The 25,876-nt window shown below is 65.8% G+C and carries 25 protein-coding genes and 1 riboswitch; of the genes, 17 read left to right on the forward strand and 8 right to left on the reverse strand.

What is annotated here, in order from left to right:
• Positions 1-36: 36 nt before the first annotated feature.
• Complete coding sequence (locus F8S13_17985) at positions 37-846, forward strand: hypothetical protein (protein KAB8141634.1); 810 nt, start codon at positions 37-39, stop codon at positions 844-846.
• 55 nt (positions 847-901) lie between these two features.
• Here F8S13_17985 and F8S13_17990 read toward each other — a convergent pair whose 3' ends face one another.
• Complete coding sequence (locus F8S13_17990) at positions 902-1,267, reverse strand: DUF1304 domain-containing protein (protein KAB8141635.1); 366 nt, start codon at positions 1,265-1,267, stop codon at positions 902-904.
• A gap of 119 nt (positions 1,268-1,386) precedes the next feature.
• Between F8S13_17990 and F8S13_17995 the strand changes: the two genes are divergently transcribed.
• Both F8S13_17995 and F8S13_18000 read left to right on the forward strand, forming a co-directional pair.
• On the forward strand, positions 1,387-1,731 hold the full coding sequence (locus F8S13_17995) for a hypothetical protein (protein KAB8141636.1): 345 nt from the start codon (positions 1,387-1,389) through the stop codon (positions 1,729-1,731).
• A 19-nt stretch (positions 1,732-1,750) separates the two neighbouring features.
• Positions 1,751-2,278 (forward strand): hypothetical protein, encoded by a 528-nt coding sequence (locus F8S13_18000; protein KAB8141637.1) that lies wholly within the window; start codon positions 1,751-1,753, stop codon positions 2,276-2,278.
• Here the strand turns inward: F8S13_18000 and F8S13_18005 are convergent.
• Entirely contained in the window at positions 2,262-2,612 is a 351-nt protein-coding gene (locus tag F8S13_18005) for a thioredoxin (protein ID KAB8141638.1), read from the reverse strand. The genes F8S13_18000 and F8S13_18005 overlap by 17 nt on opposite strands.
• Before the next feature lie 93 nt (positions 2,613-2,705).
• On the opposite strand from F8S13_18005, the gene F8S13_18010 reads away from it, so the two are divergent.
• A complete protein-coding gene (locus F8S13_18010; protein ID KAB8141639.1) occupies positions 2,706-3,113 on the forward strand; it encodes a MerR family transcriptional regulator in 408 nt (135 codons plus the stop codon).
• On the opposite strand, the gene F8S13_18015 is transcribed toward F8S13_18010, so the two are convergent.
• On the reverse strand, positions 3,110-3,526 hold the full coding sequence (locus tag F8S13_18015) for a hypothetical protein (protein KAB8141640.1): 417 nt from the start codon (positions 3,524-3,526) through the stop codon (positions 3,110-3,112). The genes F8S13_18010 and F8S13_18015 overlap by 4 nt on opposite strands.
• A 311-nt stretch (positions 3,527-3,837) precedes the next feature.
• On the opposite strand from F8S13_18015, the gene F8S13_18020 reads away from it, so the two are divergent.
• From F8S13_18020 to F8S13_18070, 11 genes are all read left to right on the forward strand, one after another.
• The gene (locus F8S13_18020; GenBank protein KAB8141641.1) at positions 3,838-6,906 is read left to right on the forward strand and encodes a hypothetical protein; all 3,069 of its coding nucleotides are present in this window, start codon (positions 3,838-3,840) and stop codon (positions 6,904-6,906) included.
• Positions 6,907-7,083: 177 nt separating this feature from the next.
• A complete protein-coding gene (gene menD, locus F8S13_18025) occupies positions 7,084-8,847 on the forward strand; it encodes a 2-succinyl-5-enolpyruvyl-6-hydroxy-3-cyclohexene-1-carboxylic-acid synthase (GenBank protein ID KAB8141642.1) in 1,764 nt (587 codons plus the stop codon).
• 3 nt (positions 8,848-8,850) lie between these two features.
• Positions 8,851-9,660, forward strand: coding sequence for a 2-succinyl-6-hydroxy-2,4-cyclohexadiene-1-carboxylate synthase (gene menH / locus F8S13_18030; GenBank protein ID KAB8141643.1), 810 nt, complete (start codon positions 8,851-8,853; stop codon positions 9,658-9,660).
• A 47-nt stretch (positions 9,661-9,707) separates the two neighbouring features.
• Positions 9,708-10,535, forward strand: coding sequence for a 1,4-dihydroxy-2-naphthoyl-CoA synthase (gene menB / locus F8S13_18035; GenBank protein KAB8141644.1), 828 nt, complete (start codon positions 9,708-9,710; stop codon positions 10,533-10,535).
• Positions 10,536-10,622: 87 nt separating this feature from the next.
• Entirely contained in the window at positions 10,623-11,747 is a 1,125-nt protein-coding gene (locus F8S13_18040) for an o-succinylbenzoate synthase (GenBank protein ID KAB8141645.1), read from the forward strand.
• A gap of 80 nt (positions 11,748-11,827) precedes the next feature.
• The gene (gene menE, locus F8S13_18045) at positions 11,828-13,327 is read left to right on the forward strand and encodes an o-succinylbenzoate--CoA ligase (protein ID KAB8141646.1); all 1,500 of its coding nucleotides are present in this window, start codon (positions 11,828-11,830) and stop codon (positions 13,325-13,327) included.
• A 279-nt stretch (positions 13,328-13,606) separates the two neighbouring features.
• Complete coding sequence (locus F8S13_18050; GenBank protein ID KAB8141647.1) at positions 13,607-14,731, forward strand: hypothetical protein; 1,125 nt, start codon at positions 13,607-13,609, stop codon at positions 14,729-14,731.
• A gap of 157 nt (positions 14,732-14,888) precedes the next feature.
• The gene (locus tag F8S13_18055; GenBank protein ID KAB8141648.1) at positions 14,889-15,575 is read left to right on the forward strand and encodes a TetR/AcrR family transcriptional regulator; all 687 of its coding nucleotides are present in this window, start codon (positions 14,889-14,891) and stop codon (positions 15,573-15,575) included.
• An 88-nt stretch (positions 15,576-15,663) separates the two neighbouring features.
• Positions 15,664-16,605, forward strand: a complete 942-nt coding sequence (locus F8S13_18060) for an SDR family NAD(P)-dependent oxidoreductase (protein ID KAB8141649.1) — start codon at positions 15,664-15,666, stop codon at positions 16,603-16,605.
• 2 nt (positions 16,606-16,607) lie between these two features.
• The gene (locus F8S13_18065) at positions 16,608-17,228 is read left to right on the forward strand and encodes a DUF1295 domain-containing protein (GenBank protein KAB8141650.1); all 621 of its coding nucleotides are present in this window, start codon (positions 16,608-16,610) and stop codon (positions 17,226-17,228) included.
• 63 nt (positions 17,229-17,291) lie between these two features.
• Entirely contained in the window at positions 17,292-18,728 is a 1,437-nt protein-coding gene (locus F8S13_18070) for an extracellular solute-binding protein (GenBank protein ID KAB8141651.1), read from the forward strand.
• A gap of 496 nt (positions 18,729-19,224) precedes the next feature.
• On the opposite strand, the gene F8S13_18075 is transcribed toward F8S13_18070, so the two are convergent.
• The 3 genes from F8S13_18075 to F8S13_18085 form a co-directional block, all read right to left on the reverse strand.
• Positions 19,225-20,085 (reverse strand): LLM class flavin-dependent oxidoreductase, encoded by an 861-nt coding sequence (locus F8S13_18075; protein KAB8141652.1) that lies wholly within the window; start codon positions 20,083-20,085, stop codon positions 19,225-19,227.
• Positions 20,086-20,269: 184 nt separating this feature from the next.
• Positions 20,270-20,932 carry a thiaminase II gene (gene tenA / locus F8S13_18080; GenBank protein KAB8141653.1) on the reverse strand — a complete coding sequence of 221 codons (663 nt, stop codon included), beginning with the start codon at positions 20,930-20,932 and terminating at the stop codon, positions 20,270-20,272.
• Between the two features lie 63 nt (positions 20,933-20,995).
• Positions 20,996-21,088, reverse strand: a riboswitch (TPP riboswitch).
• Positions 21,089-21,129: 41 nt separating this feature from the next.
• Positions 21,130-21,747: a hypothetical protein gene (locus F8S13_18085; protein KAB8141654.1), complete on the reverse strand. Its 618-nt coding sequence runs from the start codon at positions 21,745-21,747 to the stop codon at positions 21,130-21,132.
• Positions 21,748-21,873: 126 nt separating this feature from the next.
• Here F8S13_18085 and F8S13_18090 point away from each other — a divergent pair, with 126 nt between their 5' ends.
• On the forward strand, positions 21,874-23,148 hold the full coding sequence (locus F8S13_18090; GenBank protein ID KAB8141655.1) for an MFS transporter: 1,275 nt from the start codon (positions 21,874-21,876) through the stop codon (positions 23,146-23,148).
• A 2-nt stretch (positions 23,149-23,150) separates the two neighbouring features.
• Here the strand turns inward: F8S13_18090 and F8S13_18095 are convergent, their stop codons facing one another.
• Both F8S13_18095 and F8S13_18100 read right to left on the reverse strand, forming a co-directional pair.
• Positions 23,151-24,008, reverse strand: coding sequence for a class I SAM-dependent methyltransferase (locus F8S13_18095; GenBank protein KAB8141656.1), 858 nt, complete (start codon positions 24,006-24,008; stop codon positions 23,151-23,153).
• Positions 24,005-24,829, reverse strand: coding sequence for an alpha/beta hydrolase (locus F8S13_18100; GenBank protein KAB8141657.1), 825 nt, complete (start codon positions 24,827-24,829; stop codon positions 24,005-24,007). Before F8S13_18100 ends, F8S13_18095 begins: the two co-directional genes overlap by 4 nt.
• A gap of 93 nt (positions 24,830-24,922) precedes the next feature.
• On the opposite strand from F8S13_18100, the gene F8S13_18105 reads away from it, so the two are divergent.
• Entirely contained in the window at positions 24,923-25,870 is a 948-nt protein-coding gene (locus F8S13_18105; protein KAB8141658.1) for a YafY family transcriptional regulator, read from the forward strand.
• Positions 25,871-25,876 lie beyond the last annotated feature (6 nt).

Here is a 25,876-nt window from a genome sequence, read left to right on the forward strand (position 1 = left end):
AGCTCTTCTTCCCAAACAAAAGAAGGAATTGCGCCGATGGAAGCACCGCAGACACCGGATGGAGCCACACCCGCCTTTCCCAACGCCGCACGGATCTACAACTACACCCTCGGCGGCAGCTTCTACTACCCCCCCGATCAGGCCGCCGCCGAGTACATGTTCTCGCTGGTGCCATCCACAAAAAAGTGGGTGCACATGCTCCGCGACTTTTTGCAGGCGGCCACCCAGCATATTGTGAAGGAAAAAGGCATCACCACCTTCGTCGATTTTGCCTCGGGGCTGCCCACCGACGAGCACATCCACGCCGCCGCCCCTGGCCTGCGCGTGATCTACTCGGACAACGACCCCGAGACCTACGCCGCCGCGCAAAAGCTGATCGGCGGGCTGCCCAACGTGCGCTACTTTCTCCACGATGTGATCGACCCGCTCGACCTGCTGGAGAAGCCCGAGGTGCAGGAATTCCTTGGCGACGATAGGCGAGTGGCCATCGGGATCAGCGGCGTCAGCTCGTTCTTGGACATGGACGACATGCAGCGCATGGTGGCCGATCTCTACGACTGGGCCGCGCCGGGGTCGGTGCTCTACACCACCTTCGAGACCAAAGAGGCCGACAAGACCACGCCGCGCATGGAGCAGTTTGTCGACATGTTCCGCCAGGCTGGCGCGCCCTTCCACTTCTACACCTACGAGGAGAGCCTGACGCTCTGCCGCCCGTGGAGCCTGCCGCCCAGCGGGCTGGTGCCGCTGCAGCAGTTCCTGGGGCTGCCCGAGGGATACATCACCCCCGAGGAGCACGAGGACGTTGGGCTGGAGTTCTACGCCGCCATCCTCGAAAAGCCCGTATAAAACAAAGAGGGCGCGCTGGGAACACCAGCGCGCCCGTGCCGCCCCACACCCCAGCCTAGGCCAGCAGCGCCAGCAGCAGCGCCACCGCCGCAGGGCCGCCCTGCACCCACAGGATCGAGCGCTTGGCCGTCAGGCTGCCATAGACCGCCGCCACCAGCACACAGCCCAGGAAAAACAGCCGGATCTGCGCGCCAACCGCCGGATCGGGGTGCAGCAGCCCCCACACCAGCCCCGCCGCCAGAAAGCCGTTGTACAGGCCCTGGTTGGCCGCCATAGCCTTTGTCTGGGCAGCCTGCTCAGGCGTGAGGCCAAACGAGCGCATGGTGCGGGGCTGGGTCCACGCGAACATCTCAAGGTACAAAATGTAGCAGTGCTCCAGGGCAACCAGCCCCGCAAACACCTGAGCCAGAATGGTGAGCATAGCGCAATTCCTCTCATCTGCCAGAACATAGATCGGCCAAAGCGGCTATTATACTCGCAAGTCGCCGCCCGCCGTTCTATGCTATACTGCCCGGCGATGGGTATGTTAAGGGAATCCACATGAGCAACGAACTCCTCCACCAGCTGCGCGCCCTGCTCTCCGATCGGGCGGAGATCAAAGACGAGATCGCACGGCAGCAGGCCGAGCTCGCCCAGATCGAGACCGCTATCGCCATGCTCATAGCGCCGCTCGATGGGCCGGTGAAGGTGCCCGGCATCGGCTCGGTCACAATGACCCGCCCGTCAACCACGCGCCGATTCAGCCCCGACCGGCTGCGCGAGCTGATCCAGAGCCTGCGCGAGAGCGGCAACGAGCCGATGGCCCAGGAGATCGAGGCGTGCCAGGTGGAAAGCGAGCTGGCCGGTCGGCTCCAGATCTCGTCCGAGCGCAGGCGGGCCAGCTAGCCCCGCATAGAGAAGGCCGATGCAAGCACAGCCTCCCGAACGACGAATCGCGCTCAAGCTCTTTCTGGCGCTCATCTGTGTGATAGGCGGGTGGACGGTGCTTGAGAACGCCGTCTTCCCCTCATTCAGCACACAGCAGGCCGATCAGCGCGGCACCGCCCAGCCCGAGCGGCTGGCGCGCGCCACCGCCGCGCCGCCCAGCAGCACCGCCAGCGCGGTGCCGCCCACGCCCACCGCACTGCCCACCGCGCCCAGCACGCTGCCCACCGTGGCCCCCGCCGCCACCGGCGAGGCCGCACCGCCAGCCATCACCATCGTCGCAGGCCCGCCAGCAGCCAACTACAACCCGACCTTCCGCAACGATGGGCAGCTCAACCGCGTCTCGCCCGCGTTCTGGCCCTGCAAGTCGGGCCAGATCAAGGCCGACAATGCCGCGCTACGCTACTTCACCCCGCAGCACCCGCTCTACGACGCCACCTTCAACAACGTGACCTGCTACGAGACCGCCGAGGAGGCCCAGAAGGGCGGGTTCACACCAGGGGAGTAGCGGCGCGCCGATCGACCAGCGCCGCAAAGCGCTGCTGATAGGTGGCCAGCGGCTGCGCGCCCACCAGCCGCTCCACCTCGGCACCGCCCCAGAACATGACCAGCGTAGGCGCACCGCGGATGCCAAGCTGGCTGGCATAGCGCTGGTCAAGGTCGACATCCACCTGCACGATCAGCAGGCGGCCCTGGTAGGCCTCGGCCAGCTGATCGAGCAGCGGGGCGATCCTGCGGCAGGGCGGGCACCAGGGCGCGGTAAAATCCACCACCACCGGCAGCTCGGCGCGCAGCACCACCTGCTCGAACTCGGCATCGGACACCTGCGGTACACGGGACATAGCGCACCTCTCCTCGATCACCCCGCCGGCACATGCGGCGGGCAGTGGGGGGAGTGTAGCGCTTCAAGTCGGCTTTAAGTCAAGAGGGGAAATATGGAAGAGCTCAGCATCGGCGCGGTGGCGCGCCGGGCGCGGGTGCAGGCATCGACCATCCGCTACTACGAGCAGATCGGCCTGCTGCCCGCGCCAGAGCGGGTGGGCGGGCAGCGGCGCTATGGCGCGGATGTGCTGGATCGGCTGGCCTTCATCCGCACCGCGCAGCGGATCGGCTTCTCGCTTGGCGAGGTCCAGCAGCTGCTGGATCACCAGCGCGGCGGCGTGGCCCTGCCCGCGCTCTGGCGCACGCTCGCCCAGCAGAAGCTGGGCGAGATCGACCGGGTCATCCAGCATGCCCAGCAGATCCGCCAGCAGCTGAGCCAGGGCCTGGGCTGCGCCTGCGATGACCTCGGGTCGTGCATGCAGTGCGTGTGCGCCGAGTGCGGCGCAGGCGGGGGCTGCTAGGCCTTCGGCCCCTCGTAGACAACCTCGATCAGGAGGTGGTCGGGGGTCTCGAACATCACCTGGTAGTAGGTCTTGCCCTCGCCAGCCGAGAACTCGGCGCGGTGGCGCGGGGTCTCGAACAGCGCCGGGATGCTGCGCTCGGCCAGGTAGGCGGCGGTGGCGTCGACATCGGCCTGGGCGCTGGTCTGGATGGCCAGGTGGTTGACGCCCACACCGTCGTAGTCGTTTGGCGCTTCCTTGGTCGCAGCGACGAACCAGATCGAGGGGCCGCCGGTAGATGCCAAGCCCAGCATCGTGTTGGCATCCTCGTAGAGCACGTGCCAGCCGAGAAAGCTGAACAGATCTTTGTAGAACGAGATATTCGCGGGGTGGACATTGACCTGCATGTGGCCAAACTGGGATGAGATCGCCATGCAATCCTCCACTCTGAGCAGATTTCTTCCAGGGTGCTGTTGCCAGCGGATCTATACTAGAACATATTTTCTATTTTGTCAAGTAGCATAGCAAAAATAGTTGTTTTTTAACAAAATCACCTCTTAGGGAAATTTCTCCACCTTAAATATAACCTATTTTTCACCATATGGAATCTTCTTCATATGTTAATATGAGCAATATGAGAATCTGAAGCAGTATACTAGAGACACATTTTGACATATCATATATCAGAATGTATAGGTATTGCATATACAGCCCAGATTTGACTTAATTACTATGTAAGGACTATATGCGCCGAACATCGATTGCTTCTCTGGCCATTCTTAGCGCACTCAGCGTGGGGATGCTGCTACCAAACAACGCAGCAGCAGAACAGCTTAAGCGTGTCCCTTCAGCCGTATCGCCAGCCCCCCACACTGCTACCAACAACGAGACCCCCATTCTCACCAGCATCAGCCCGGCAGCGCTTCCGATCAACGCGGGTCCGGTGACGATCAGCATCGTTGGAAATAATTTCGTCCCCACATCGGTCGTACAAATCAGCGGGGCCGACGCCCCCACTACGTTCATCAGCAGCACCCAACTGCGGGCGACGCTGGAAAGCCAGAGCTACGCCAAAAGCCTTGGGGTGTGGGTGAGCAACCCGCAGCCAGGGGGTGGCGCATCCAATATCATCCCACTGCCCGTGGGGATCACCAATGTCGCAAGCCTGAGCGGCGGCGTATCGGCAGCAGCCATTGATGGCAGCACCGCCTATGTGAGCGAGGGTCGCACCATTAGCGTGCTAAACCTGACCAACGAAGCCCAGCCGACCAAGATCGGCAGCATCGAGGCGCCAGGGAAGATCCACAACCTTGAGCTTGTGGGCAGCAAGCTCTACGCCGCCATCGGCAGCTATGGGTTTGTGATCATCGACGTGAGCACCCCCACCAAGCCAGCCAAGCTGGGAAGCTACATCACCGCAGGCAGCGCCTACGATCTTGCCGTGTCGGGGAATACGCTGTATCTCGCCGATGGGCCGGAATATGATGGGGGCGCTGGTGTTTTCAACATTCCTGGGCTGAGCGCCTTCGATATCAGCAACCCAAGCGCCCCAAAACTCATAGGGCGCAGCAATATCAACGCCTACGATATCGATATTGCTGGCAACACACTCTATGTTACTGGCAATGATAACCCACTGATGAGCTATGATATCAGCGACCCGACAAATATCACACTCGTCAATTCCTATGTCAATGTGCGAAATGTATCCTACGGTGTGCGCGCTATCGGCAATCGGATCTATGTCACAGAAAAACAATCGGGGCTCCATATCATCGACACAAGCGCCCCAAGTCTGCACTACTGGGCGGCAAATGATAGCTTTGCCCGCGATGTCGACGTGGATGGCAATCGCGCCTATGTGGTAACAACAACTGGCAAACTGATCGTGCTCGATGTGACCGATCTGAAGAACATCCAGACGGTCGGCACCTACAGCGGCGACGGCAATAGCTGGGATGTGCGGGCGAGGAACGGACGAGCCTACCTGCTGGATGGCAAGGGCGGCATGAAGATTTTCGACGTGTCGCAGGCTGGCGATCCTGTGCTGCTTGGGCAGTATGGCGTGCTATCGCCCAAGGTGCTTGCAGGCAGCGGAACCACGATCGCTGTCGCTAGCGATACAAACACATTCAGCATGGTCGACATCTCGAACCCGACTGCGCCCACGCACACTGCAAGCATCGCAACCGTTGCCCCCACCCGCGACGTGGTGATCACCGGCACGCTGGCGCTGGTGGCCGAAGAGGGCACGGAAAATCCGGTCACCTTCCATGGCGAGGGTGGCGCGCTTCAGATCTTTGATACGAGCACAAACCCGCCGACGCTGAAGTCGACCACGACGGTCAGCGCACCGCTTTCCATTGCGATTGAGGGTACCACCGCCTTCATCGGTACCGAAACCGGCATCGAGATATACAGCTTCCAGGATGCCGAGCACCCACAGAAGGTAGCGGTAAATACCTCGCTCACCTATGTGACATCGCTTCAGGTGGGTAAGGGAAAGGTCTATGCGAGCAATTCCGCAGGATTGAGCATCTTTGATGTGCACAACCTGAATAACTGGCAGGTGCATAGCCAGATCTCTTGGCTTTCTGTAGATGATATGAAGTTACAAGCGACCATTCTCTATATTATTCAGCGTGATAGCGGAAAGGTTTTACCCATTGATGTGAGCAACCCTGATCAGCCGAAAACCCTTAACGGCATGTGGCCGTCTATCCCTTCAGCAGAGGCACAGGGTATCGATGTCGTCAATGGAAAAGTCTATGTCGCTGAAACCAACTATGTATCGGATCGTGGCAGCTTCTCGATCTTTGACATGTCAGATCCTGCCAACCCGAAGATGGAAGCGGCCTATAGGCTCGATAGCAACGCAACCGATGTGTATGTGCAGGGCGACTACGCCTATGTGGCCACGCCCCAGGGCGGCCTGCAGGTGCTGCGCATCGATGCTCCCGCCACCCCGCCTGCAGGCAACACTATCCCGGCCACGGGCGGCACCTTCCAGGCCCCCGACGGCGGGCCGCTGTTCACCTTCGGCGCTGGCACATTCAACAGCACGGTGACGCTGATCTACAGCGCATGCGCGGCGGATGCGGTGCCTCCGGCGGGCACACTCATCTACGGCGGGGTATGCTACGATATCTTGGCGATTACCGCCGACGGCAAGACCACTGTGCCGCAGAAGTCCTACACGGTGAGCATCACCGGTGTGGAGCAGAGCGGCGAGCAGCCGCCCGCGCTCTACTGGTGGGATGGCGGCTGGCAGCGCGAGACCAGCAGCAGCTACGATGCGGCCAGCAAGACCCTGACAGCCATGCCCTCGCACTTCTCCACCTGGGGCGTGCTGAGCGGCCCCACAGCGCCCGACGAGAATACCATCCCGACTACGGGCGGCAGCTTCCAGGCCCCCGACGGTGGGCCGCTGTTCACCTTCGCCGCTGGCACCTTCGCCAGCACGGTGACGCTGAGCTACAGCCCCTGCGCCGCTGGCGCGGTGCCTCCGGCGGGCGCGCTCATCTACGGCGGGGTATGCTACGACATCCTGGCGACCACCGTCGATGGCAAGACCGCTGTACCGCAGAAGCCCTACACGGTGAGCATCACTGGCGTGGAGCAGAGCGGCGAGCAACAGCCCGCGCTCTACTGGTGGGATGGCGACTGGCAGCGCGAGACCAGCAGCAGCTACGATGCGGCCAGCAAGACCCTGACAGCCATGCCCTCGCACTTCTCCACCTGGGGCGTGCTGAGCAGCGCTAAAGCTGAAGAGGAGCCGAACTACACGATCTACATCCCCATGGCTGTGCGCTAGCCGCCCCATACGAACGAAGCAGATAGGCCAGGGCCCTATGCCCTGGCCTATTTTTATGTCATGTCTAGCTCGCGCCGAAGAGCACATTATTGCAAATCCGCAGAGAAGTGATACTATTCACAATGCTATAATAGGGAGGCAGGCCCGCCGAGGTGCGGCGCTAGGAAGTTCGGACTCATGACAGCGATACATTCAACTCAGCAGGTAGCCTACGCCACCGTCGGTGGCTTTGTCGATGAGCTTGTGCGCTCGGGCGTGCGGCATTTCTGCATCTGCCCCGGCTCGCGCTCGACGCCGCTGGCGCTGATGGTGGCCCACCACCCCGGCGCGCGGATCTGGATGCACACCGACGAGCGCTCGGCCTCGTTCTTTGGCCTAGGGATGGCCAAGCTGCTGCGCGAGCCGGTGGCGCTGGTGTGCACATCCGGCACGGCTGCCGCGAACTTCCTGCCCGCCGTGGTCGAGGCCTTCTACGCCCGCGTGCCGCTGGTGGTGCTGACCGCCGACCGCCCCCACGAGCTGCGCGACTGGGGCGCGCCACAGACGATCGACCAGCTGCGGCTCTACGGCGGCCACGTGAAGTGGTTCGTCGACCTGGCCGAGCCGGACGCCTCGGCGGACATCCAGCGCTACACACGGCTGGTGGCGGGCCGCGCGGCGGCGCTGGCGCGGCAGGGGCCAGCCGGGCCGGTGCATATCAACTGCCCCTACCGCGAGCCGCTGGTGCCGCACCCCGGCCCTGGCCCCACGCCCTGGGATGTCGCACCCGCTGGGCTGGCCGCCGTGCAGGTGGCCTCGGGACTGCGCGCTCCCGACAACGCGCTGCTCGAAAGCCTAACCGAGGCGCTAACCCAGTCCCAGCGCGGCCTCATCGTCTGTGGGCCGCAGGACGACCCGGCGCTGCCCGCCGCTGTGGCGCGGCTGGCCGAGGCCCTGGGCTTCCCCATCCTGGCCGACCCGCTGTCGGGGCTGCGCTGCGGGCCGCACAGCCGCCGCATGGTCATCCAGAGCTACGACGCCTTCCTGCGCCTGCCCGAGGTGGCTGAGCCGCTCGTGCCCGACCTGGTGCTGCGCTTCGGGGCCATGCCGGTCTCCAAACCGCTGATGCAGCACATGCAGCGCGCGGGTGGTGCGCCAAACATTGTGGTGGATGGCGGCGCGGGCTGGAGCGACCCAAGCCAGCTGGCCACGGCCATGATCGCGGTCGATGGGGCCACGCTCTGCGAGCGGCTGGCCGCCGCCCTGGGCGCTGGGCGCGACACCATGGTGTGGGCCAAGCGCTGGCAGCATGTCGAGCGCCAGACTCTGGCGACCATCCAGCAGCAGATGGATGGATTTGACGACCTGTTCGAGGGCAAGGTCTTCCGCGAGCTTGGCGAGGCCCTGCCCGATGGCGCGGTGGTGTTCGCGGGAAACAGCATGCCCATCCGCGACATGGACACCTTCTTCCCTGCATCGGGGCGTGACATCCGGCTGATGGCCAACCGTGGCGCAAACGGCATCGACGGCGTGGTCTCCAGCGCGCTGGGCGCCAGCGCCGCTGGGGCCAGCCCGCTGGTGCTGGTGATCGGCGACCTCTCGCTCTACCACGACTCGAACGGCCTGCTGGCCGCCAAGCTGCACCAGCTGAACGCCACAATCGTGCTGCTGAACAACGACGGCGGCGGCATCTTCTCGTTCCTCTCGCAGGCCAGCGAGGCCCCCGAGCACTTCGAGCAGCTGTTTGGCACGCCGCACGGCCTCGACTTCCGGCATATGGCCGCGCTATATGGCGCGCGCTTCCACAGCGTGGCCGACTGGGGCGAGTTCCGCCAGCGGCTGGCCGAAAGCACCGGCGGAAGCGGCCTTTCGATCATCGAGCTGCGCACCGACCGCGAGCGCAACGTGGCCATGCACCGCGAGATCTGGCGCGCTATCTCCGCCGAGCTGGCCCGGGGGTAGCGCATGCGCCTCACGATCAATGGTATCGGCTACCACATCCGCAGCTGGGGCCATGGGCCTGCGCTGCTGGCGCTGCACGGCTTCACTGGCAGCGGTGCGAGCTGGGGCGCACTGGCCCAGCAGCTTGGCCAATCCCGCCGCGTGATCGCCCCCGACCTGATCGGCCACGGCGCGACAGATGCGCCAGCCGACCCTGGCCGCTACGCCATGCCCGCCTGTGTGGCCGACATGCTGGCCCTGGCCGACGCGCTGGGGCTAGAACAGTTCGACCTGCTGGGCTACTCCATGGGCGGCAGGGTGGTGCTGCAGCTTGCGGCGGCGGCCCCCCAGCGCGTGCGGCGCATGGCGCTGGAGAGCGCCTCGCCGGGGCTGGCCAGCCAGGCCGAGCGCCAGGCCCGCCGCACCGCCGACGATGCGCTGGCCGAGCGGATCGAGCGCGAGGGGCTGGCATGGTTCGCAGGCTACTGGCAGGCCATCCCGCTGTTCGCTAGCCAGGCCGCGCTGCCCGCCGAGACCCTGGCGTGGCTGCGCGAGCAGCGGCTGGCGGGCAACCCACACGGGCTGGCGGGCAGTCTGCGCGGCATGGGCACCGGCCAGCAGACATCGCTCTGGGATGCGCTGGGCGGGCTTCCCACGCCCACGCTGCTGCTGGCGGGCGCGCTGGATGCCAAGTTTGCCGCCATCGGCCAGCAGATGGCCGACCGCATGCCCCAGGCGCAGCTTATCATCATCCCCGACGCTGGACATACCATCCATCTTGAGCAGCCCAGCCTATTTGCGCAGACGGTAGCAGCATTTCTTGACGAACAATGAAAAACCCCGATTATTTCTCCGTTCATTAGTTGAAAGAGGAGCAGACTATGCCTATCGAGTGGACGAAGGTACGCGACTACACCGACATCATCTACGAGCACGACGCGGCGGGCGAGGGCATCGCCAAGATCACGATCAATCGCCCCGAGAAGCGCAACGCCTTCCGCCCCGAGACCGTGAATGAGCTGATCGAGGCGTTTACCCACGCCCGCGACGACGAAAACATCGGCGTGATCCTGTTCACCGGCGCAGGCGAGAAGGCCTTCTGCTCGGGCGGCGACCAGAGCGTGCGCGGTAAGGGCGGCTACGTGGGCAAGGACGAGGTGCCCCGCCTCAACGTGCTAGACCTTCAGCGGCTCATCCGCGTCATCCCCAAGCCGGTGATCGCCATGGTGGCGGGCTACGCCATCGGCGGCGGCCATGTGCTGCATGTGGTGTGCGACCTCACCATCGCCGCCGACAACGCGATCTTCGGCCAGACCGGCCCGAAGGTCGGCAGCTTCGACGCGGGCTACGGCTCGGGCCTGCTGGCGCGCAATATCGGCCACAAGAAGGCCCGCGAGATCTGGTACCTGTGCCGCCAGTACAACGCCCAGCAGGCGCTGGACATGGGCCTGGTGAACACCGTGGTGCCGCTCGACCAGCTTGAGGACGAGGCCGTGCAGTGGTCGCGCGAGATCCTGGAGAAGAGCCCGCTGGCCATCCGCTTCCTCAAGGCCGCGATCAACGCCGACACCGACGGCTGGGCTGGCCTGCAGCAGTTCGCGGGCGACGCCACGCTGCTCTACTACCTCTCCGAGGAGGCCCAGGAAGGCCGCGACGCCTTCCTGCAAAAGCGCAAGCCGAACTTCCGCCGCTTCCGCCGCTTCCCCTAGGCGCAAGGCGCTGGCGGGCCAGATGCTGAGCGGCCCGCCAGCGCCCCAGAGACCAACCGCCATCAGCCTGACAACCGAGCCACCGCCATGATCATCCAGCGCATTCTGCTGCGGACCTACCGCATCCCCTATCAGGCCACCTTCACCACCGCGCACGGCAGCGAGCAATGGCGCGAGGGCGTGCTGCTGGAGATCGACATGGGCGACGGGCTCACCGGCCTGGGCGAGGCCGCGCCCGTGGCTGCCTTCGGCGGGGGCAGCGCCGCGCAGGCCCTGGCCGTGGCCCGCGCTATCGCCGCGCGCGCGCTGGGCCAGCCACTGGCCCTGGCCGACCGCCTGCTGGCCGCGCTCGACTACAGCCGCCCCGGCGTGAGCGCCGCCGCCTGCGCCTTCGACACCGCCATCCACGACATCCGCGCCCGCCAGGCCAAGCTGCCGCTGGCGCACCTGCTCACCCCCGAGGCTCCGGCCAGCGTGACTGTCAACGCCACCATCGGCGGGCTGCCCAGCGAGGCCGCCTGCGAGTCGGCGCGGCAGGCTGTGGGCCTAGGGTTCGGCACGATCAAGCTGAAGGTGGGCGTCGCCGCCTCGCCGCAGGGGGAGATCGAGCGGATCAAGGCGGTGCGGGCCGCCATCGGGCCAGATGTGAAGCTGCGGCTCGACGCCAACGGCGCGTGGGATGCACCCACCGCCATCGCCATCCTGCACACCTTCGCGCCCTACAACATCGAGCTGCTAGAGCAGCCGGTGCCTGCCGACGATCTGTGGGGCATGGCGCAGGTGCGAGCAGCCTCGGTGGTGCCGATCGCCGCCGACGAGGCGCTGACCGGCCCCGAGCAGGCCCGCCAGATCATCCAGCGCCAGGCCGCCGACATCCTGGTGGTCAAGCCCATGTGCGCTGGCGGCATCGGGCGGGCGCGCGAGATCGCGCAGATCGGGCTGGAGGCCGGGCTGGGCGTGTTCGTCACATCCACGATCGAGAGCGGTGTAGGCGTGGCCGCCGCGCTGCATGTGGCCGCCGCGCTGCCCACCCACGCGCTGGCCTGCGGTCTGGCCACCGGGGCGCTGCTGGCCGGCAACCTGCTGCGCCACGCGCTGCCGGTGCGCATGGGCCGCATGGCGCTGCCCGCCGAGCACGGCCTGGGCGTGGCGCTCGACGATGTGCAGCTGGGCCGCTGGGCCAGCCCCTGGCAAGAGGCCGAGCGTATCTAGCAGGCCGCCGTCACCCTCCCACAAGCCGCCCTTTGGCTTAGGCCAGGGGGCTTTTTCTGCCAGAGAACAAGGCCACCGCAATGACCGAGACCACCTTGCCCGACTGGCTGGCCCGCCGCGCCAGCATCGCGCCCGAGGCCCCCGCGCTGATCGCGGGGGAGACCCGCTGGAGCTTCGCCGCGCTTGATGCCCAGGCTAGCGCTGCGGCGCGGCGGCTGGCCGCGCTGGGGCTGCGCCCCGGCGACCGCGTGGCCGTGCTGATGCGCAACACGCCGCTGTTTGTGGCGCTTGTCCACGCCGCGCCGCGCCTGGGTGTCACGCTGGTGCTGCAAAACACGCGGCTGGCCGCGCCCGAGCTGGTGTGGCAGCTGAACGATGCCGGTGCCGAGGCACTGATCTACGACCCCGCATTCACCGCCCTGGCCGAGGCGATCGGCCAGCAGCTGCCGCAGCTGGTGCGCTGCGACGCGGACGCCTTCGCCGCCCTGGCCGAGGCCCCCGCCGCCCTGCGCGAGCACATCCGGCTCGACAACATCCACACGATCATCTACACATCCGGCACCACCGGCCAGCCCAAGGGCGCAATGCTGGCCTACGCCAGCCACTGGTGGAGCGCCATCGGCTCGGCGCTGAACCTGGGCCTGCGCGACGACGATCGCTGGGTGGCGGTGCTGCCGTTTTTCCACGTGGGTGGGCTGGCCATCCTCATGCGTTGCGCCATCTACGGCATCGCCACCGTGCTGCCCAGCTCGAACAGCGCCGACGACATCGCCCTAGCCATCGAGCGCGAGCGCGGCACGATCATCTCGGTGGTCAGCACGCTGCTGCAGCGCATGGTCGAGGGCAGGCCCCCGCCGACCTGGCTGCGCTGCGTGCTGTTGGGCGGCGGGCCAGCGCCACGCCAGCTGCTCGAGCGCTGCGCCGCACTGGGCATCCCGGCCATCCAGAGCTACGGCATGACCGAAACCGCCTCGCAGGTGGTCACGCTGGCCTTCGCCGACGCCCTACGCAAGCTCGGCTCGTCGGGCAAGCCCCTGCTGCCCAACCAGATCCGGATCGAAGCTGAGAGGAAGGAGGCCAGGCCAGGCGAGATCGGCGAGATCCTGATCAGCGGGCCAAGCCTGATGCGCGGCTACATCAACCGCCCCGACGCCACCGCCAGCGCCCTGCGCGACGGCTGGCTGCACAGCGGCGACCTGGGCTACCTGGACGACGAGGGCTTTCTGTTCGTGATCGACCGCCGCAGCGACCTGATCATCTCAGGCGGCGAGAACATCTACCCCGCCCAGATCGAGGCCGTGCTGCGCCAGCACCCCGCCGTGGCCGAGGCCGCCGTGGTGGCCATGCCCGACCCGCGCTGGGGCCAGGTGCCCGCCGCCTTCGTGGTGCTACGCCAGGGTGCCGCGCTCGACCCGCAGGCTCTGGCCGAGTTCTGCGCCCAGCACCTAGCCCGCTACAAGCTGCCGCGCCAGTTCTTGGCCCTGCCCGAGCTGCCGCGCAACGCGGGCGGCAAGGTAGTGCGCGCCCAGCTGCGCCAGCTGCTGGCCGACGCCCAGGGCGACACGGGGCCGCTGCTCTAGCCCACAACAGGTCTATGCGTTCGCGACCATGCGCCGAGGCTTTTACCACCAAAACACCAAGAGAGAAGAGAAACAATACCCACGAAGACGCGAAGATTCAAAAAAGTAATAACACCTTCGAGCCTTCGCGTCTTCATGGTGAAAAATATCCGGTAAATCAAGAACGCATAGGCCCTGTAGCCCGCAATTTTGGCCACGCTACGAGCACCAAAACGTGCTACGATCACGTTTAACGAAGCGGCACCATCATCGCTCTCTTTTTAGGGCAAGGAGACCAGCATGTCCGACCACTTCACCACCGTCACCCACACCAGCTGGGGCCAGAAGCTGATGAACTCGTTCGTCGGCGCGCTGATCGGCATCCTCCTGTTCTTCGGCTCGTTCTTCGTGCTGTGGATGAACGAGGGCAAGATCGACTGGTCAAAGGTCGCCAGCAGCAGCGTGGCTGTGGATGCAGGGTCGGCGGGCACCAGCAGCGACGGCAAGTTCATCGCGGCGCAGGGCGTCATCCACAGCGACGAGACGCTGGGCGATGCCAAGTACCTGAGCGCTGGCAGCTACCTGCAGCTCAACCGCGTGGTCGAGATGTACGCCTGGAAAGAGGAGAGCCGCTCGGAGACCAAAAAGAACCTGGGCGGCGGCGAGACCACCACCACCACCTACGACTACGTGAAGGAGTGGACCGACAGCCCCGAGGACTCATCCAGCTTCGAGTACCAGTCCAACCACACCAACCCCAAGAAGGCGGTGGACAATGCCGCCATGACCGTCAAGCAGGCCAAGGTCGGCCAGCTGAGCCTGGACACCGCCCAGCTTGAGATGCCCGAGGCTAGCAACCTGCCGCTGACCAGCGACATGGTGGAAGAGGGCAGCAGCCACCGCTTTATTGAGCCGTACATCTTCATCGGCAAGGGCACGCCCGACGCGCCCCAGATCGGCGACCTGCGGATCAGCTACACGGCGGTGGACAACGACGTGAAGGCCACAGTGTTTGGCACCCAGCAGGGCATGGCCGTAGCGCCCTACAGCTACAAGGGCGAGAGCTTCTACCGCGCGATCGCGGGCGACCGCACCCAGGCCATCGCGGTGCTGAAGACCGAGCACGATATCCTCACCTGGGTGCTGCGGCTGGCCGGCTTCCTGATGATGTGGTTCGGCATCATGCTGGCCTTCGGCCCGATCACCTCGTTCCTGGATGTGCTGCCGCTGCTGGGCAATATCGGCGGCTTTATGATCGGCGTGGTCTCATTCGGCATCGCGTTTGTGCTCTCGGCGATCACGATCATCATCGCGATCATCGTCCACAACATCATCCTGCAGATCATCCTGCTGCTGCTGGTGCTGGGCGGCCTGGTGGCGTGGGTCAAGATCAGGAATCGCAATGTGGTGGCTGCCCAGGCCTAACATCACTCTATTTTTCACCTTCTGCGCAAGCGCCCAGGGCAATATCCCTGGGCGCTTTGCTGTCGGGTTCGGAGGCTTGCCCAATGGTGCATGCGTTACATGATCATTTTGAAAAAGCCTATGGTGGCTCTTGACATCTCCCTACACATCATATAAAATGAACACTGTTCAGCATAAGAAAAGCACCAATATGGCACGATCAAACAAAACAACCAGAGAGCAGCGGCTGCGCAGCGGCTCGCAGGACCGGCGCGAGCAGGAGCGCCAAGAGCTGCGCCAGCTGATGCTGGATGCGGCGGGGGCGCTCTTTCTTGAGCGTGGCTACGCGGGCTTCTCGCTGCGCCAGGTGGCCGAGCAGATCGGCTACTCGCCCGGCACCATCTACCTCTACTTTCGCGATAAAGATGACCTGCTGTTCCACGTGGCTGACACCGGCTTTCGTCTGTTCCAGGAGCAGCAGCAGCGCGCGGCGCTCTCGGCCAGCGAGCCGCAGGCGCGGCTGCAGGCGGTGGCCCAGGCCTATGTGCGCTTTGGGCTGGCGTACCCCGCCTACTACCGGCTGATGTTCGTCGAGCGGCCCGATCTGCTGTTCAAAGAGCACGCCGACGAGGCCGCCGCCTGGCTGGCCACGCTCGACGCCTACCAACAGCTTTTCCAGGAACTGTCCGCAGGAGCCGCTAGCCCCGCCCAGGTGCAGGCCCTGGCCGACGTGTGGTGGGCGACCGTCCACGGCATCGTAATGCTGGCCAACAGCATGGGCGTGGTGTTCGACCAGGCACGGATCGATGCGATGCTCGCCGCTGCGCTCGCCCAGATCATGCGGGCGCTGGGGCGCGAGGCCTAGGCGCGGCACGCCGGGGAGCGTGCCGCGTGCTCGGACAGCCGCTCCCCGGTAAAAAAGAGAGCAGCCATTGCTCGCTCTTTTTTTGCGAATGAATGAACACCGTTTATTAAGTTATAACTGTTTTAAAAGAAAGGGCTATCGTATGAGCCAACCGATCATCTTGGTAGTCGGCGCCACGGGCATGCTAGGCACGCCCGTGGCCGAGCGGCTGCTGCGCGAGGGCTACCGCGTGCGCGCGCTGGTGCGCAACCCCGAGGCCGCGCGGCAACGGCTGGGCGAGCATGTGGAATACGCCAGCGGCGACGTGCGCGACGAGGCACAGGTGCGGGCGGCGCTGCGCGGCTGCGCAGGCGTGCACATCTCGCTCCAGGGCCACACCCTCGCCGAGTTCGAGGCCGTGGAGCACCAGGGCGGCGCGCTGGTGGCGCGGCTGGCCGCCGAGCAGGGCGTGGGCCGCATCAGCTACGTATCGGGCGCGATGGTGAGCGCCGAGGCCAACAGCGCACCGCAGCAGTACGCCAAATACCAGGCCGAGCAGGCCATCCGCCAGAGCGGCGTGGCCTACACCATCTTCAAGCCCACCTTCTTTATGGAAACCCTGCCGCTGAGCGTGCAGGGCAGCCGCGCCATCGTGGTCGGCGGGCAGCGCAGGCCGCTGCGCTACGTGGCCGCCAGCGACTTCGCGGGGCTGGTGGCGCGGGCCTTCCGCACACCCGAGGCGGCAGGCAAAGATCTATTTGTCTACGGCCCGCAGGCCCTGACCCCATACGAGGCGACCGCCACCTACTGCCGGATCGCCGCACCCCACGCGAAGATCAGCACCACGCCGCTCTGGATGATGCGCGCGCTCAACACGCTCTTCCTCAGGGGTGCGCTTAGCCCCTACCTCACCATCGTGCAGCTGGCGCAGCGCCTCGGCGAGCCAGGCGACCCCGCAGCCACCGAGCGCATCCTGGGCGCGCCCACGACCACGCTTGAGCAGTGGTGCCAGCAGCGCACCGCGCCGCTAACCGTTGAGCAAGGAGCCTGATCATGAAGCAGCGCTATATCGTCGATGGCCACAAGCTGCTCACCAGCTTCTTCATCCTGGGGCTGATGGCCGCCTATGGCCGCTGGGACAACCCGACCGCATGGCTCTACCTCGCGCTCCACGGCACCTACGGCATGATCTGGCTGATCAAGAGCGCACTGTTCCCCGACAAGCGCTGGCAGCAGCGGGTGTCTGCGCCCTACGCTGTGGGGCTGGCCGCCACCCTCACGCTGTACTGGGCCGCGCCCTGGCTGCTGATCGCCCGCGACGTGCGCGCCGCGCCGCCGCTCATGGCGCTGTGCGTGGCGGTGTACACGCTCGGCATCTTCCTCCACTACACATCCGACATGCAGAAGCACATGGCGCTGGCCCAGCGGCCCGGCACGCTGGTGAGCGGCGGGCTGTGGGGCGTGGTGCGCAACCCCAACTACCTTGGCGAGCTACTGATCTACCTGGGCTTCGGGATGCTGGCCCAGCACTGGCTGCCGATCGCGATCATCGCGGCGGTGGTGGCGGCGGTGTGGTGGCCCAACATGCGTCAGAAGGATCGCTCGTTGGCACGCTACCCCGAGTTCGCCGTATACCAGCGCAGCACCAAGCTGCTCATCCCCTTCATCTGGTAGTACGCTATTGCAATCAGATCGAACAGAAAACGTATCTTTCAAAATCTGTCGCCGGTAGGCATAATGATACCATTACGAGAATGTTCGACAACACAGAGATCATCAGCACCTCATGGAATAAGGAGTCACGCAATGCCCTTCTACCAATCACGCCTAGTTGCTACTACGCTCCTGTCCATCACCCTCCTAGCGGGATGCAGCACACCGACCTCGCAGCGCAGCCCACCGGCCCCAACCGCCGCGCCCACCCAGGCGATAGCAACGGTAGGCGCGCCAGCGGAAACCGCAGCCAGCGCCACGCCGGTTACGATCCGCGTCGCCTGGTGGGGTTCGCAAACCCGGCACGACCGCACGCTCAAAGCTATCGAGCTGTTCGAGCAGGCCTACCCCAATATCGACATCGTTCCTGAATACAGCAGCTTCGACGACTACTGGACCAAACTCTCATCGCAGGTAGAGAGCAATGATCTGCCCGACGTCATCAATCAGGACTATGCCCGCATCAGCGACTGGATCTCCCGCGATCTGCTCATGCCGCTTGACCCGCTTGTCGCAGATTCTACGATCAACCTCACGGATGTGGCCGACGAGCAGATCGCAGGCGGCCGACTAAGAGGCAAGCTCTACGGGCTATCGCTTGGCACCAACTCGCCCAGCATCCTCTACGATCCTGCGCTGTTTAAGGCCGCTGGGCTTGAGGAGCCAACCGCCGACTGGACGTGGAGCGATCTGCAGCGCGACGCGATCAGCATCCATCAGAAGCTTGGCATCTATGGCGTGGAGGATATCTACAAGCTCGACATGTTCAAGCTCTTCCTGAAAGAGCATGGTGCGTGGATCTACAATGAGCGCGGCACAGGGCTGGGCTACAATAACGACGCGATCGCCGCCACCTTCTTCCAGTCCCTGATCGATCTGCAGAAGGCGGGGGCCATACCCAGCCAGGATTTTGATGCGAATCACCCCGTATCTTCAGTCGAGGACTCGCTGATGGTGAAGGGGCAGGCGGCAATGCTTTTCATCTGGAGCAACCAGGCGGTGGCGGTCAACAATGCGGTAAAAGATCGCCAGCTTGCCCTAGTCCAAACGCCACGCGTCGCAGGTGGCAGCGAGGGGCTCTACCTAAAGCCGGCAATGTTCTTCTCGATCTCGGCCAAGACCCAGCACCCCAAAGAGGCCGCGATGTTCATCGATTTTTTCCTGAACTCGCCAGAGGCAAACACGGTGCTGGCCGCTGAGCGTGGCGTGCCCATCCTGCCCAGCGTGCGCAAGGCCATCCGTAGCTCGCTCCCGCCAATGCAGCAGCAGGTCTTTGCCTATATCGGCGATGTGGAGTCGGTGGCCGCGCCGATCAACCCGCCCGACCCAACAGCACACACGAAAGTGCTGTCCGAGGTCTATAACCCGCTGGTCAATCAGCTCATCCGCGGCGAGATCAGCGCTGCCGACGCCGCCGCGCTGTTCCGCAAGCAGGCGACCGCGCTGCTGGCTGCAAAATAGCCGCACACATCGCCAGCACCGCACAAAAAGGACACCCGAGGGAGAACAGGCTTCCTCGGGTGTCCTTTTTGCTACATTTTCCTGCGGCACAAGCCGCTCGGTCAATGTCACACCCTACTCGTCGCAGGCCCTGCAGCGTCGGGGATTGCGGGGAGCCGTGACCGCACTGTGTTCTCTGGCCCGGCGCTATGAGCGTACATCCTCGCCTATGGTCGGGTGGCACCACTCCAACCGTCAGATCGTCTAGCGCACCACCTGGGAAGGCAGCCAGCAGCCCACAGGAGCCGCCCCTCGCTGAGGCAAATCGAGCGACGCATGCCGAATCGTCAGCACCAGACATAGCACAGCGAGGATGAGGCAGGCGATCCACAGCGTTAGGTCATGTCTTGAGCACCGCATAGACACCTCGGCGATATGGGCGTGATACCAGCCTAGCATGCCAAGATCGCATTTCCATCACAGCCGTGTAACAGCTGTGTAAACAATATCACCCCCGCTAGGGCAGGCGCGGCGGCCCCTGTCGCACCCGCTCGCGCAGGGCATCCAGCGGCCACGGCTCGTCGAAGCCCACGCCCATGCGGAACGGCGCGATGCACTCAAGCCACCACGTCGCGCCCAGCGCCGCCCGCCACGCCACGATCGGCGCGGCCTCGGCGGGGCAGGCACCCGGGGTAACGCCCATGCACACCAGATCCGGCGCGGGCGTGCGCTGGGGCTGACGCGCGAGAAAGGCAGCCAGCTGGCCCAGCTGGGCCAGCTCGCCCGCCTCGTCGTCGGCGTCGAACAGCGGGAAGACGCCATCCCAGCGGGCGGCGCGGCGGAAGGGAGCCTTGTTCGGCCAGAACCCGCCGACCCACACCGGGATGCCCGGCTGCTGCAGCGGGCGGGGTAGGAAATGGGCATCGCGCACATGGTAGAAGCGGCCGTCGAAGGAAAACGGCTCGCCGCTCCATAGACCGCGCAACACCTCCAGCGCTTCATCCAGCATCGCGCCGCGCTCGCGCAGGCTGGGCTGCTCCCCTAGGTTCTCCCACTCGTCCGCACCGCCACCGATGCCCACGCCGAGCGTCAGCCTGCCACCCGACAGGTGGTCGAGCGTGGTGGCCTCGCGGGCCAGCTTCCAGGGGCGGCGGCGCGGCAGCGGGGTCACGGTGGTGCCGATGCGTATACGGCTGGTGCGCATGGCCACGGCGGCCAGCGCCACCCATGGGTCGGCCATGGGCAGATCCCAGCCAGCGATATGGTCCCAGAGGAAGAAGCCATCCCAGCCAGCCTGCTCGGCCTCGCAGGCCAGCTCGGCCAGCGCACACGCATCGCCATAGGGGCCGAAGTTGGGGAGATAGATGCCGTAGCGCATCGGGGGCCTCGTTTCTATCAGATAGCATGAATCAAGGGCGCGCCGAGCGTTTCGGCACGCCCCTAGGGTACACCCGCTGTGTGACAGGCGGCGTCGCAGCATCTGATACAAGCGGCAAAGCGATGTTCAGGATTGTTCGCGGCAGACCGCACGCTACCAAAGCGCAGCCTACGGACAGCCCGTGCTAGATCGGCCACGCCTCATCGCGGTAGGCGCTCTCCCAGAACATCCACTCAAGCTGGGTCGAGCGGTGGAAGGCCTCCATCATCTCGGCCTGGCGCGCGGGCGTCGCCGCCTGGGCCGCTGCGTCGGTCCAGCCGATGGCGGAGCGCACCACCGCACCAAACGCCTCGCCTGCGTAGGTGTCGATCCAGGCCTGGTAGGGGTTGGCGGGCGCGGCGTGCTGGTAGATGTGCTTGCCGACTTCCCAGTAGATCCAGTAGCAGGGCAGCACCGCCGCCAGCAGCACCTCGTAGGGGCGATGGTGGGCGCAGGCTAGCAGGAAGCTGGTGTAGGCGAAGCAGCTAGGCGTGGGTCGCGTGGCCGACACCGCCTCGGGTGGGATGCCAAACGCGGCGAAGTAGCCGGTGTGCAGCGCCCGCTCCACGCGCACAGCGTTGGCCGCATCGTCGGCGAAGCTGGCCACCGCATCGGGCTGCGGCGAGCGGGCCGCGACCGAGGCCAGGGCGCGGGCGTAGTCCTGCAGGTAGTAGGCATCCTGCAGCATATAGCGCTGGAAGCGGGCGCGGTCAAGCCTGCCCTGGGCTAGCTCGCGATTGAAGGGGTGATCGAGGATGGCGGCGTAGATCGGCGTGATCGCCTGCCATGCCTGGGTGGAGAAGGTCATCGGGTGCCTCGCGGTGGCGTGGCGTGGCCGAGGGGCGGAGCAGCACACCGCAGCGGCATGCGACAGGAATCATCGGCAGGCTCCCTTCGCTGGCATGATCCAGATCAGGTTCGATGGGTATGCTCTCAGCCCTCTCGGGCACCCCAGCCGCTATCGTTATGTATTCGCCGCTATGGTATCGGCAAAAGCGAGCGCTGTCAAGCCCCGCCCTGGCGCGAGCGCTGGTAGTGGCGGCGCTGCTTGGCGCGGTTGCCGCAGTCGTTGATGTCGCACCAGCGGCGGCTGCGATTCTTGCTCATGTCGAGGAACAGCCAGCCGCAGCCGCGGTCGTCGGCGCACTGGCCCACGCGGGGCAGCAATGCGCCCGAGGTCAGCAGGTCCGCCGCCGAGATGGCCAGCGACCACCACACACGGTCGAGCTGCTGCGGGCCGCCGCGCTCGGCCCAGGCGAAGCCATCGCCCAGCGGCTGGATCCACAGCGAGCCGCGCGCCTCCCACAGCATCTGGTTAAACAGGCGTAGGTCATCTTCGCTAGGCGGGTCGCTGTGAATATAGCCCACCAGCAGGCGGTAGATCGCCTCGCGCAGGGCGATGGCGCGGCGGTAGACCTCGGCGGCCTCGGCGGGGCTGGCCAGGGCCGCCTGGCCAAGCGCGGCAGCATCCGCCGGGGAGAGCACGCCGATGCGGCAGGCCCAGTCGAGCAGATCGCTGTAGGTGTGTATCGTCTCGTATGGCGCGGCGCTGGCGTGCCAGTGGGCGGTGTTGGTGAAGGACAGGCAGCGCTCCTCGGGGCGTGGCTCGGTGGTCATAGGCATGGCTCGCTTACAACATTGTTATAACCATCAAAAATGGTTTGACAGGTTATATCTCACTCCGTAGAATGTAACCCTCATATACATTATAGGTGGTTATCCGCCATCGTGCATGCGGAGGGATACGCTATGGCCGTGCTCACAGCAAAATACTGGCGCAATGGTAACTTCCTCAGGCTCTGGGCGGGCCAGAGCATCGCCCTGTTCGGATCGAGCATCACCACGCTGGCGCTGCCGCTGGCGGCCATCAACCAGCTGGCCGCCAGCCCCATCCAGATGGGCGTACTGCAGATGGCCTCGTTCATCCCCTTCCTGCTCTTCGGGCTGCTGGCCGGGGTCTGGGTCGATCGGCTGCCGCGCAGGCCGGTGCTGATCGCCGCCGACCTAGGCCGAGCCGCCGCGCTGGCCCTGATCCCGCTGGCCGCCGTGCAGGGCTGGCTGCGCATCGAGCTGCTGTTCGCCGTGGCCTTCGCCGTCGGCACGCTCAACCTGCTGTTCGAGGCGGCCTACGCCGCATTCCTGCCCGCCATTGTGCCCGCCGAAGATCTGCAGACCAGCAATAGCCGCCTGCAGGCCAGCGCAGCAGCAGCCGAGATCGCGGGGCCGGGGGTCGCTGGCTGGCTGGCCCAGACCGTCACCGCCGCGATCGCGATCGTTGGGAACACGATATCGTTCATCATCTCGGCCCTGCTGATCAGCATCATCCGGGTAGATGAACCTGCCCACCACAAAGAGACCGGCATGCATTCGCTGCTGCACGACATGCGCGAGGGGCTGCGGATGGTGATCCGCAACCCCTACATCCGGGCGCTCAGCTTCTGCTCGGCATCCGCGAACATCTTTATCAACATGCATCTGGCGATCTACGTGCTGTATCTGACCAGATCGCTGGGCTTCAGCGCCGGGCAGATCGGCACGGTCTACATGGTCGGCAGTATCGGCGGGCTGGTCGGGGCCTGGTACGCCGACCGGATCGCGCGCAGGATGGGGCTGGGGCGCGCGATCCTGGTCGAGTGCTTGGTGGCCGGGATCGCCACTATCGCCATCCCGCTGGCCAGCCTGGCCGGGTCGCTGGCATTGGTGCTGCTGGCGCTCATCCACGCGCTCTGGAACTTCTGGACACCAGTGTACGTGGCCAACGCCGCTAGCCTGCGCCAGCATATCACGCCAAACGGCATGCTCGGGCGCGTCACCTCGGCCAGCCGCTTTATCTCGTGGGGGGCGGCGGCGATCGGCTTCCTGCTGGGCGGCCTGGCGGGCGAGCGCCTGGGGCTGCTGCCCACGCTGCTGCTGGCCGGGGTCGGCGTGCTGCTCTCGACGGGGTGGATCTTCTTCTCGCCGGTGCGCTCGCTGCGCGACATGCCGCAGCCCGATGCGGGCGCGCAGGCCAGCAGCCCGGCCTAGCGCTACACCACCGCCGCAACAAGCATGGTGGGGTTGGGAACCGGCAGCGCGTGGCCCTGGTAGTAGCGCCGCGCTGCCTCCTCGGGCGTAAAAAAGTGCACCTGCGAGAAGCCTGCGCCGCGCAGTTTGGCCTCCATCTGCTCGGGGGTGAAGGCGCTGACCCACGGCTCGCCCGCGTCCGCCGTGCGCTGGGCCAGCGGGGATGGCGCATCCGTAGGCTGGTTGTAGGTCAGCACGATCTCGCTGCCCGCCGGGTAGGTGGCCACCGTGCGCAGCACCGCGTCGATCGCCTCCTCGTGCAGGTAGACCGCCACCCCCAGCCACGAGAAGAACGTGGGCAGCCCGGCATCCACACCCTGCCCGCCCAAGATCTCGCCCAGAGTCTGCCGCTCGAAATCGGCCTGCACAAAGCTGAGGTTGGGCGGCAGCGCGATCCCCGCCTTGGCCAGTAGGCCGCGCTTGACCTGCTGTGTGGCGGGCTGGTCGACCTCGAAGATGCGCAGCGCCGTGGCCCACGCGGGCTGGCGGTAGGCGAAGGTGTCCAGCCCCGCGCCCAGCAGCACATACTGCGCCACACCGCGCCCCAGCGACTCGGCCAGCCGATCCTCGGCGTAGCGCGAGCGCAGCGCGATCCGCGAGCGGATGGCGTCCCAGTTTGGCAGCTGGTAGACCTGCGATGGGTCAAGCGATGGGCGCGACTCCATCGCCAACAGCAGCGGGCCGATGACCGAATCCTCAAGGATCAGCGGGCGGTCGAGCTTCTGGTGGGCGGCGCGGATGTAGGCCGCCCCAAAGGCGGTTTTGCTGAACGAGCGGTCGGTCATCGTTTGGTGCTCCTCACATACGGATGCGGCGATCATAGCAGAAAATCGTGCTGCTGCAAAAAGCTGAAGATGTGGCGGCTGAACAGCTCGGGCTGCTCCATATTTGGCACATGCGCGCAGCCACCCATCACCACCTGCTGCGCCACTGGGATGCCGTCGGCCAGCACGCCTGCCGCACGCAGCACCTCGGGGTGGTCCAGCGCGCCCGCGATCACCAGCGCGGGCCTGGCCAGCTGGCCAAGCCGGGCGGCGGCGGGCGGGTCGAGCGGATCGAGCGGGGAGATGTCGGCCTGCTGCCATGTGCCATTCGCCAGCGCCACACGGGCCATGGCCCTGGCCCGCCGCACCGCCTCGGCATCCACCTGCTCCAGCGTGCGGCCCTGGCCCGCCATCCACAGCTGCATCTGCAGATCCTCGGCCAGCCCCAGGTCGCCGCGCCCCAGCGCATCGATCATCTGCAGCAGCTCGCTGGGCGGCGCGCCCGCCATCGCAAAGCCGCTGGGCACCGCCGAGACCAGGATGAGCGCCGAGGCCAGCTCGGGCCGCTCCAGCGCCGCATCCAGCGCCAGCTCGCCGCCCAGCGAGCAGCCCACCAGCACCGCCGGGCCGACGCCCAGCTGCTCAAGCAGGGCGTAGAGATCGGCGCGGCGGCAGACCGGGCCATCCAGCGCGGCGGAGCGGACAAAGCCGCGCATGTCGAAGCGGATGACCCGGCAGCGCTGGGCCAGCGCGGCCCACTGGTCATCCCACATCCGACTATCCACAAACCCAGCGTGGCACAGCACTACTGGCGCGCCCTCGCCCGCCACCTCGTAGTACATCCGGCCCCCGCCGCAGTCAACATATCCCTGGGACATAGCGAACCTCCTTCTGTTTTTGCCTGTGCGCCTATGCTATACTGCGTCGGGTGACACCTGCTGTCACCCAACACCCGCAGGAGAGAAAAAACGATGCGCGCCGACCGCCTGCTGGCGATTATGCTGCTGCTGCAGACCCACGGGAAGCTGACCACGCGCGCCCTAGCCGCGCGGCTGGAGGTCTCGCGCCGCACCATCCTGCGCGACATCGACGCGCTGTGCGCCGCAGGCGTGCCGCTGACCGCCGAGGGCGGCCACGGCGGCGGCGTGACGCTCGACGAGCGCTACCAGAGCACTCTCGCAGGCATGCAGCAGAGCGAGGTGCGCACGCTATTCATCAGCGACAGCAGCGCGCTGCTGGGCGACCTCGGCATGGGCGACGCCGCCGAGCGCACGCTGCTCAAGCTGCGCGGTGTGCTGCCGCCCGCCCATCGCGGCGAGGTCGAGCGCACCCGCCAGCGCCTGCTGATCGACCCAGCGTGGTGGTGGCGCGACGCCCAGCCGCTGCCGCTGTGGGAGGCCCTCCAGCGTGCGGTGTTCGAGGATCGGCGGATCGTGGCGGGCTACGTGCGCCACAGCGGCGAGCAGATCGAGCGCACGCTAGAGCCATACAGCCTGGTGGCGAAATCCAGCGTGTGGTACCTTGTCGCCCACCACGACGGCGAGCTGCGCACCTACCGCGTAACCCGCCTGCGCAGCATCAAGCTGCTAGACGAGCACTTCGTGCGGCGGGCCGACTTCGACCTGCCGAGCTACTGGCAGAGCCAGATCCAGCGCCTGGGCGAGCAGATCGGCGAGTACCAGTTCACGCTGCGGCTGCGGCCCGAGCAGCTGGGCTTCGTGCGCGAGGTCGTGCCGGGGCGCTACCGCCAGCTGGGTGGCGAGGCGGAGGGCATGATCACGCTGGCGATCAACCTTAGCTCGCTGGAGCTGGCCAAGATGCTGGTGTTCGGCCTGGGCGCGGGGGCCGAGGTGGTGGAGCCTGCCGCGCTGCGGGATGCCGTGCGCGAGACCGCCCGCGCCATCCTGGCGCGGCCATAGGGGGCT

The sequence above is a fragment of the Chloroflexia bacterium SDU3-3 genome (genome assembly GCA_009268125.1).
Lineage (GTDB): Bacteria > Chloroflexota > Chloroflexia > Chloroflexales > Roseiflexaceae > SDU3-3.

Bases quoted from the DNA above. Each gene is read 5' to 3' on its own strand.
- F8S13_17985 (KAB8141634.1), top strand. From the start codon at position 37: ATGGAAGCACCGCAGACACCGGATGGAGCCACACCCGCCTTTCCCAAC.
- F8S13_17990 (KAB8141635.1), bottom strand. From the start codon at position 1,267: ATGCTCACCATTCTGGCTCAGGTGTTTGCGGGGCTGGTTGCCCTGGAG.
- F8S13_17995 (KAB8141636.1), top strand. From the start codon at position 1,387: ATGAGCAACGAACTCCTCCACCAGCTGCGCGCCCTGCTCTCCGATCGG.
- F8S13_18000 (KAB8141637.1), top strand. From the start codon at position 1,751: ATGCAAGCACAGCCTCCCGAACGACGAATCGCGCTCAAGCTCTTTCTG.
- F8S13_18005 (KAB8141638.1), bottom strand. From the start codon at position 2,612: ATGTCCCGTGTACCGCAGGTGTCCGATGCCGAGTTCGAGCAGGTGGTG.
- F8S13_18010 (KAB8141639.1), top strand. From the start codon at position 2,706: ATGGAAGAGCTCAGCATCGGCGCGGTGGCGCGCCGGGCGCGGGTGCAG.
- F8S13_18015 (KAB8141640.1), bottom strand. From the start codon at position 3,526: ATGGCGATCTCATCCCAGTTTGGCCACATGCAGGTCAATGTCCACCCC.
- F8S13_18020 (KAB8141641.1), top strand. From the start codon at position 3,838: ATGCGCCGAACATCGATTGCTTCTCTGGCCATTCTTAGCGCACTCAGC.
- menD (KAB8141642.1), top strand. From the start codon at position 7,084: ATGACAGCGATACATTCAACTCAGCAGGTAGCCTACGCCACCGTCGGT.
- menH (KAB8141643.1), top strand. From the start codon at position 8,851: ATGCGCCTCACGATCAATGGTATCGGCTACCACATCCGCAGCTGGGGC.
- menB (KAB8141644.1), top strand. From the start codon at position 9,708: ATGCCTATCGAGTGGACGAAGGTACGCGACTACACCGACATCATCTAC.
- F8S13_18040 (KAB8141645.1), top strand. From the start codon at position 10,623: ATGATCATCCAGCGCATTCTGCTGCGGACCTACCGCATCCCCTATCAG.
- menE (KAB8141646.1), top strand. From the start codon at position 11,828: ATGACCGAGACCACCTTGCCCGACTGGCTGGCCCGCCGCGCCAGCATC.
- F8S13_18050 (KAB8141647.1), top strand. From the start codon at position 13,607: ATGTCCGACCACTTCACCACCGTCACCCACACCAGCTGGGGCCAGAAG.
- F8S13_18055 (KAB8141648.1), top strand. From the start codon at position 14,889: ATGAACACTGTTCAGCATAAGAAAAGCACCAATATGGCACGATCAAAC.
- F8S13_18060 (KAB8141649.1), top strand. From the start codon at position 15,664: ATGAATGAACACCGTTTATTAAGTTATAACTGTTTTAAAAGAAAGGGC.
- F8S13_18065 (KAB8141650.1), top strand. From the start codon at position 16,608: ATGAAGCAGCGCTATATCGTCGATGGCCACAAGCTGCTCACCAGCTTC.
- F8S13_18070 (KAB8141651.1), top strand. From the start codon at position 17,292: ATGATACCATTACGAGAATGTTCGACAACACAGAGATCATCAGCACCT.
- F8S13_18075 (KAB8141652.1), bottom strand. From the start codon at position 20,085: ATGCGCTACGGCATCTATCTCCCCAACTTCGGCCCCTATGGCGATGCG.
- tenA (KAB8141653.1), bottom strand. From the start codon at position 20,932: ATGACCTTCTCCACCCAGGCATGGCAGGCGATCACGCCGATCTACGCC.
- F8S13_18085 (KAB8141654.1), bottom strand. From the start codon at position 21,747: ATGCCTATGACCACCGAGCCACGCCCCGAGGAGCGCTGCCTGTCCTTC.
- F8S13_18090 (KAB8141655.1), top strand. From the start codon at position 21,874: ATGGCCGTGCTCACAGCAAAATACTGGCGCAATGGTAACTTCCTCAGG.
- F8S13_18095 (KAB8141656.1), bottom strand. From the start codon at position 24,008: ATGATCGCCGCATCCGTATGTGAGGAGCACCAAACGATGACCGACCGC.
- F8S13_18100 (KAB8141657.1), bottom strand. From the start codon at position 24,829: ATGTCCCAGGGATATGTTGACTGCGGCGGGGGCCGGATGTACTACGAG.
- F8S13_18105 (KAB8141658.1), top strand. From the start codon at position 24,923: ATGCGCGCCGACCGCCTGCTGGCGATTATGCTGCTGCTGCAGACCCAC.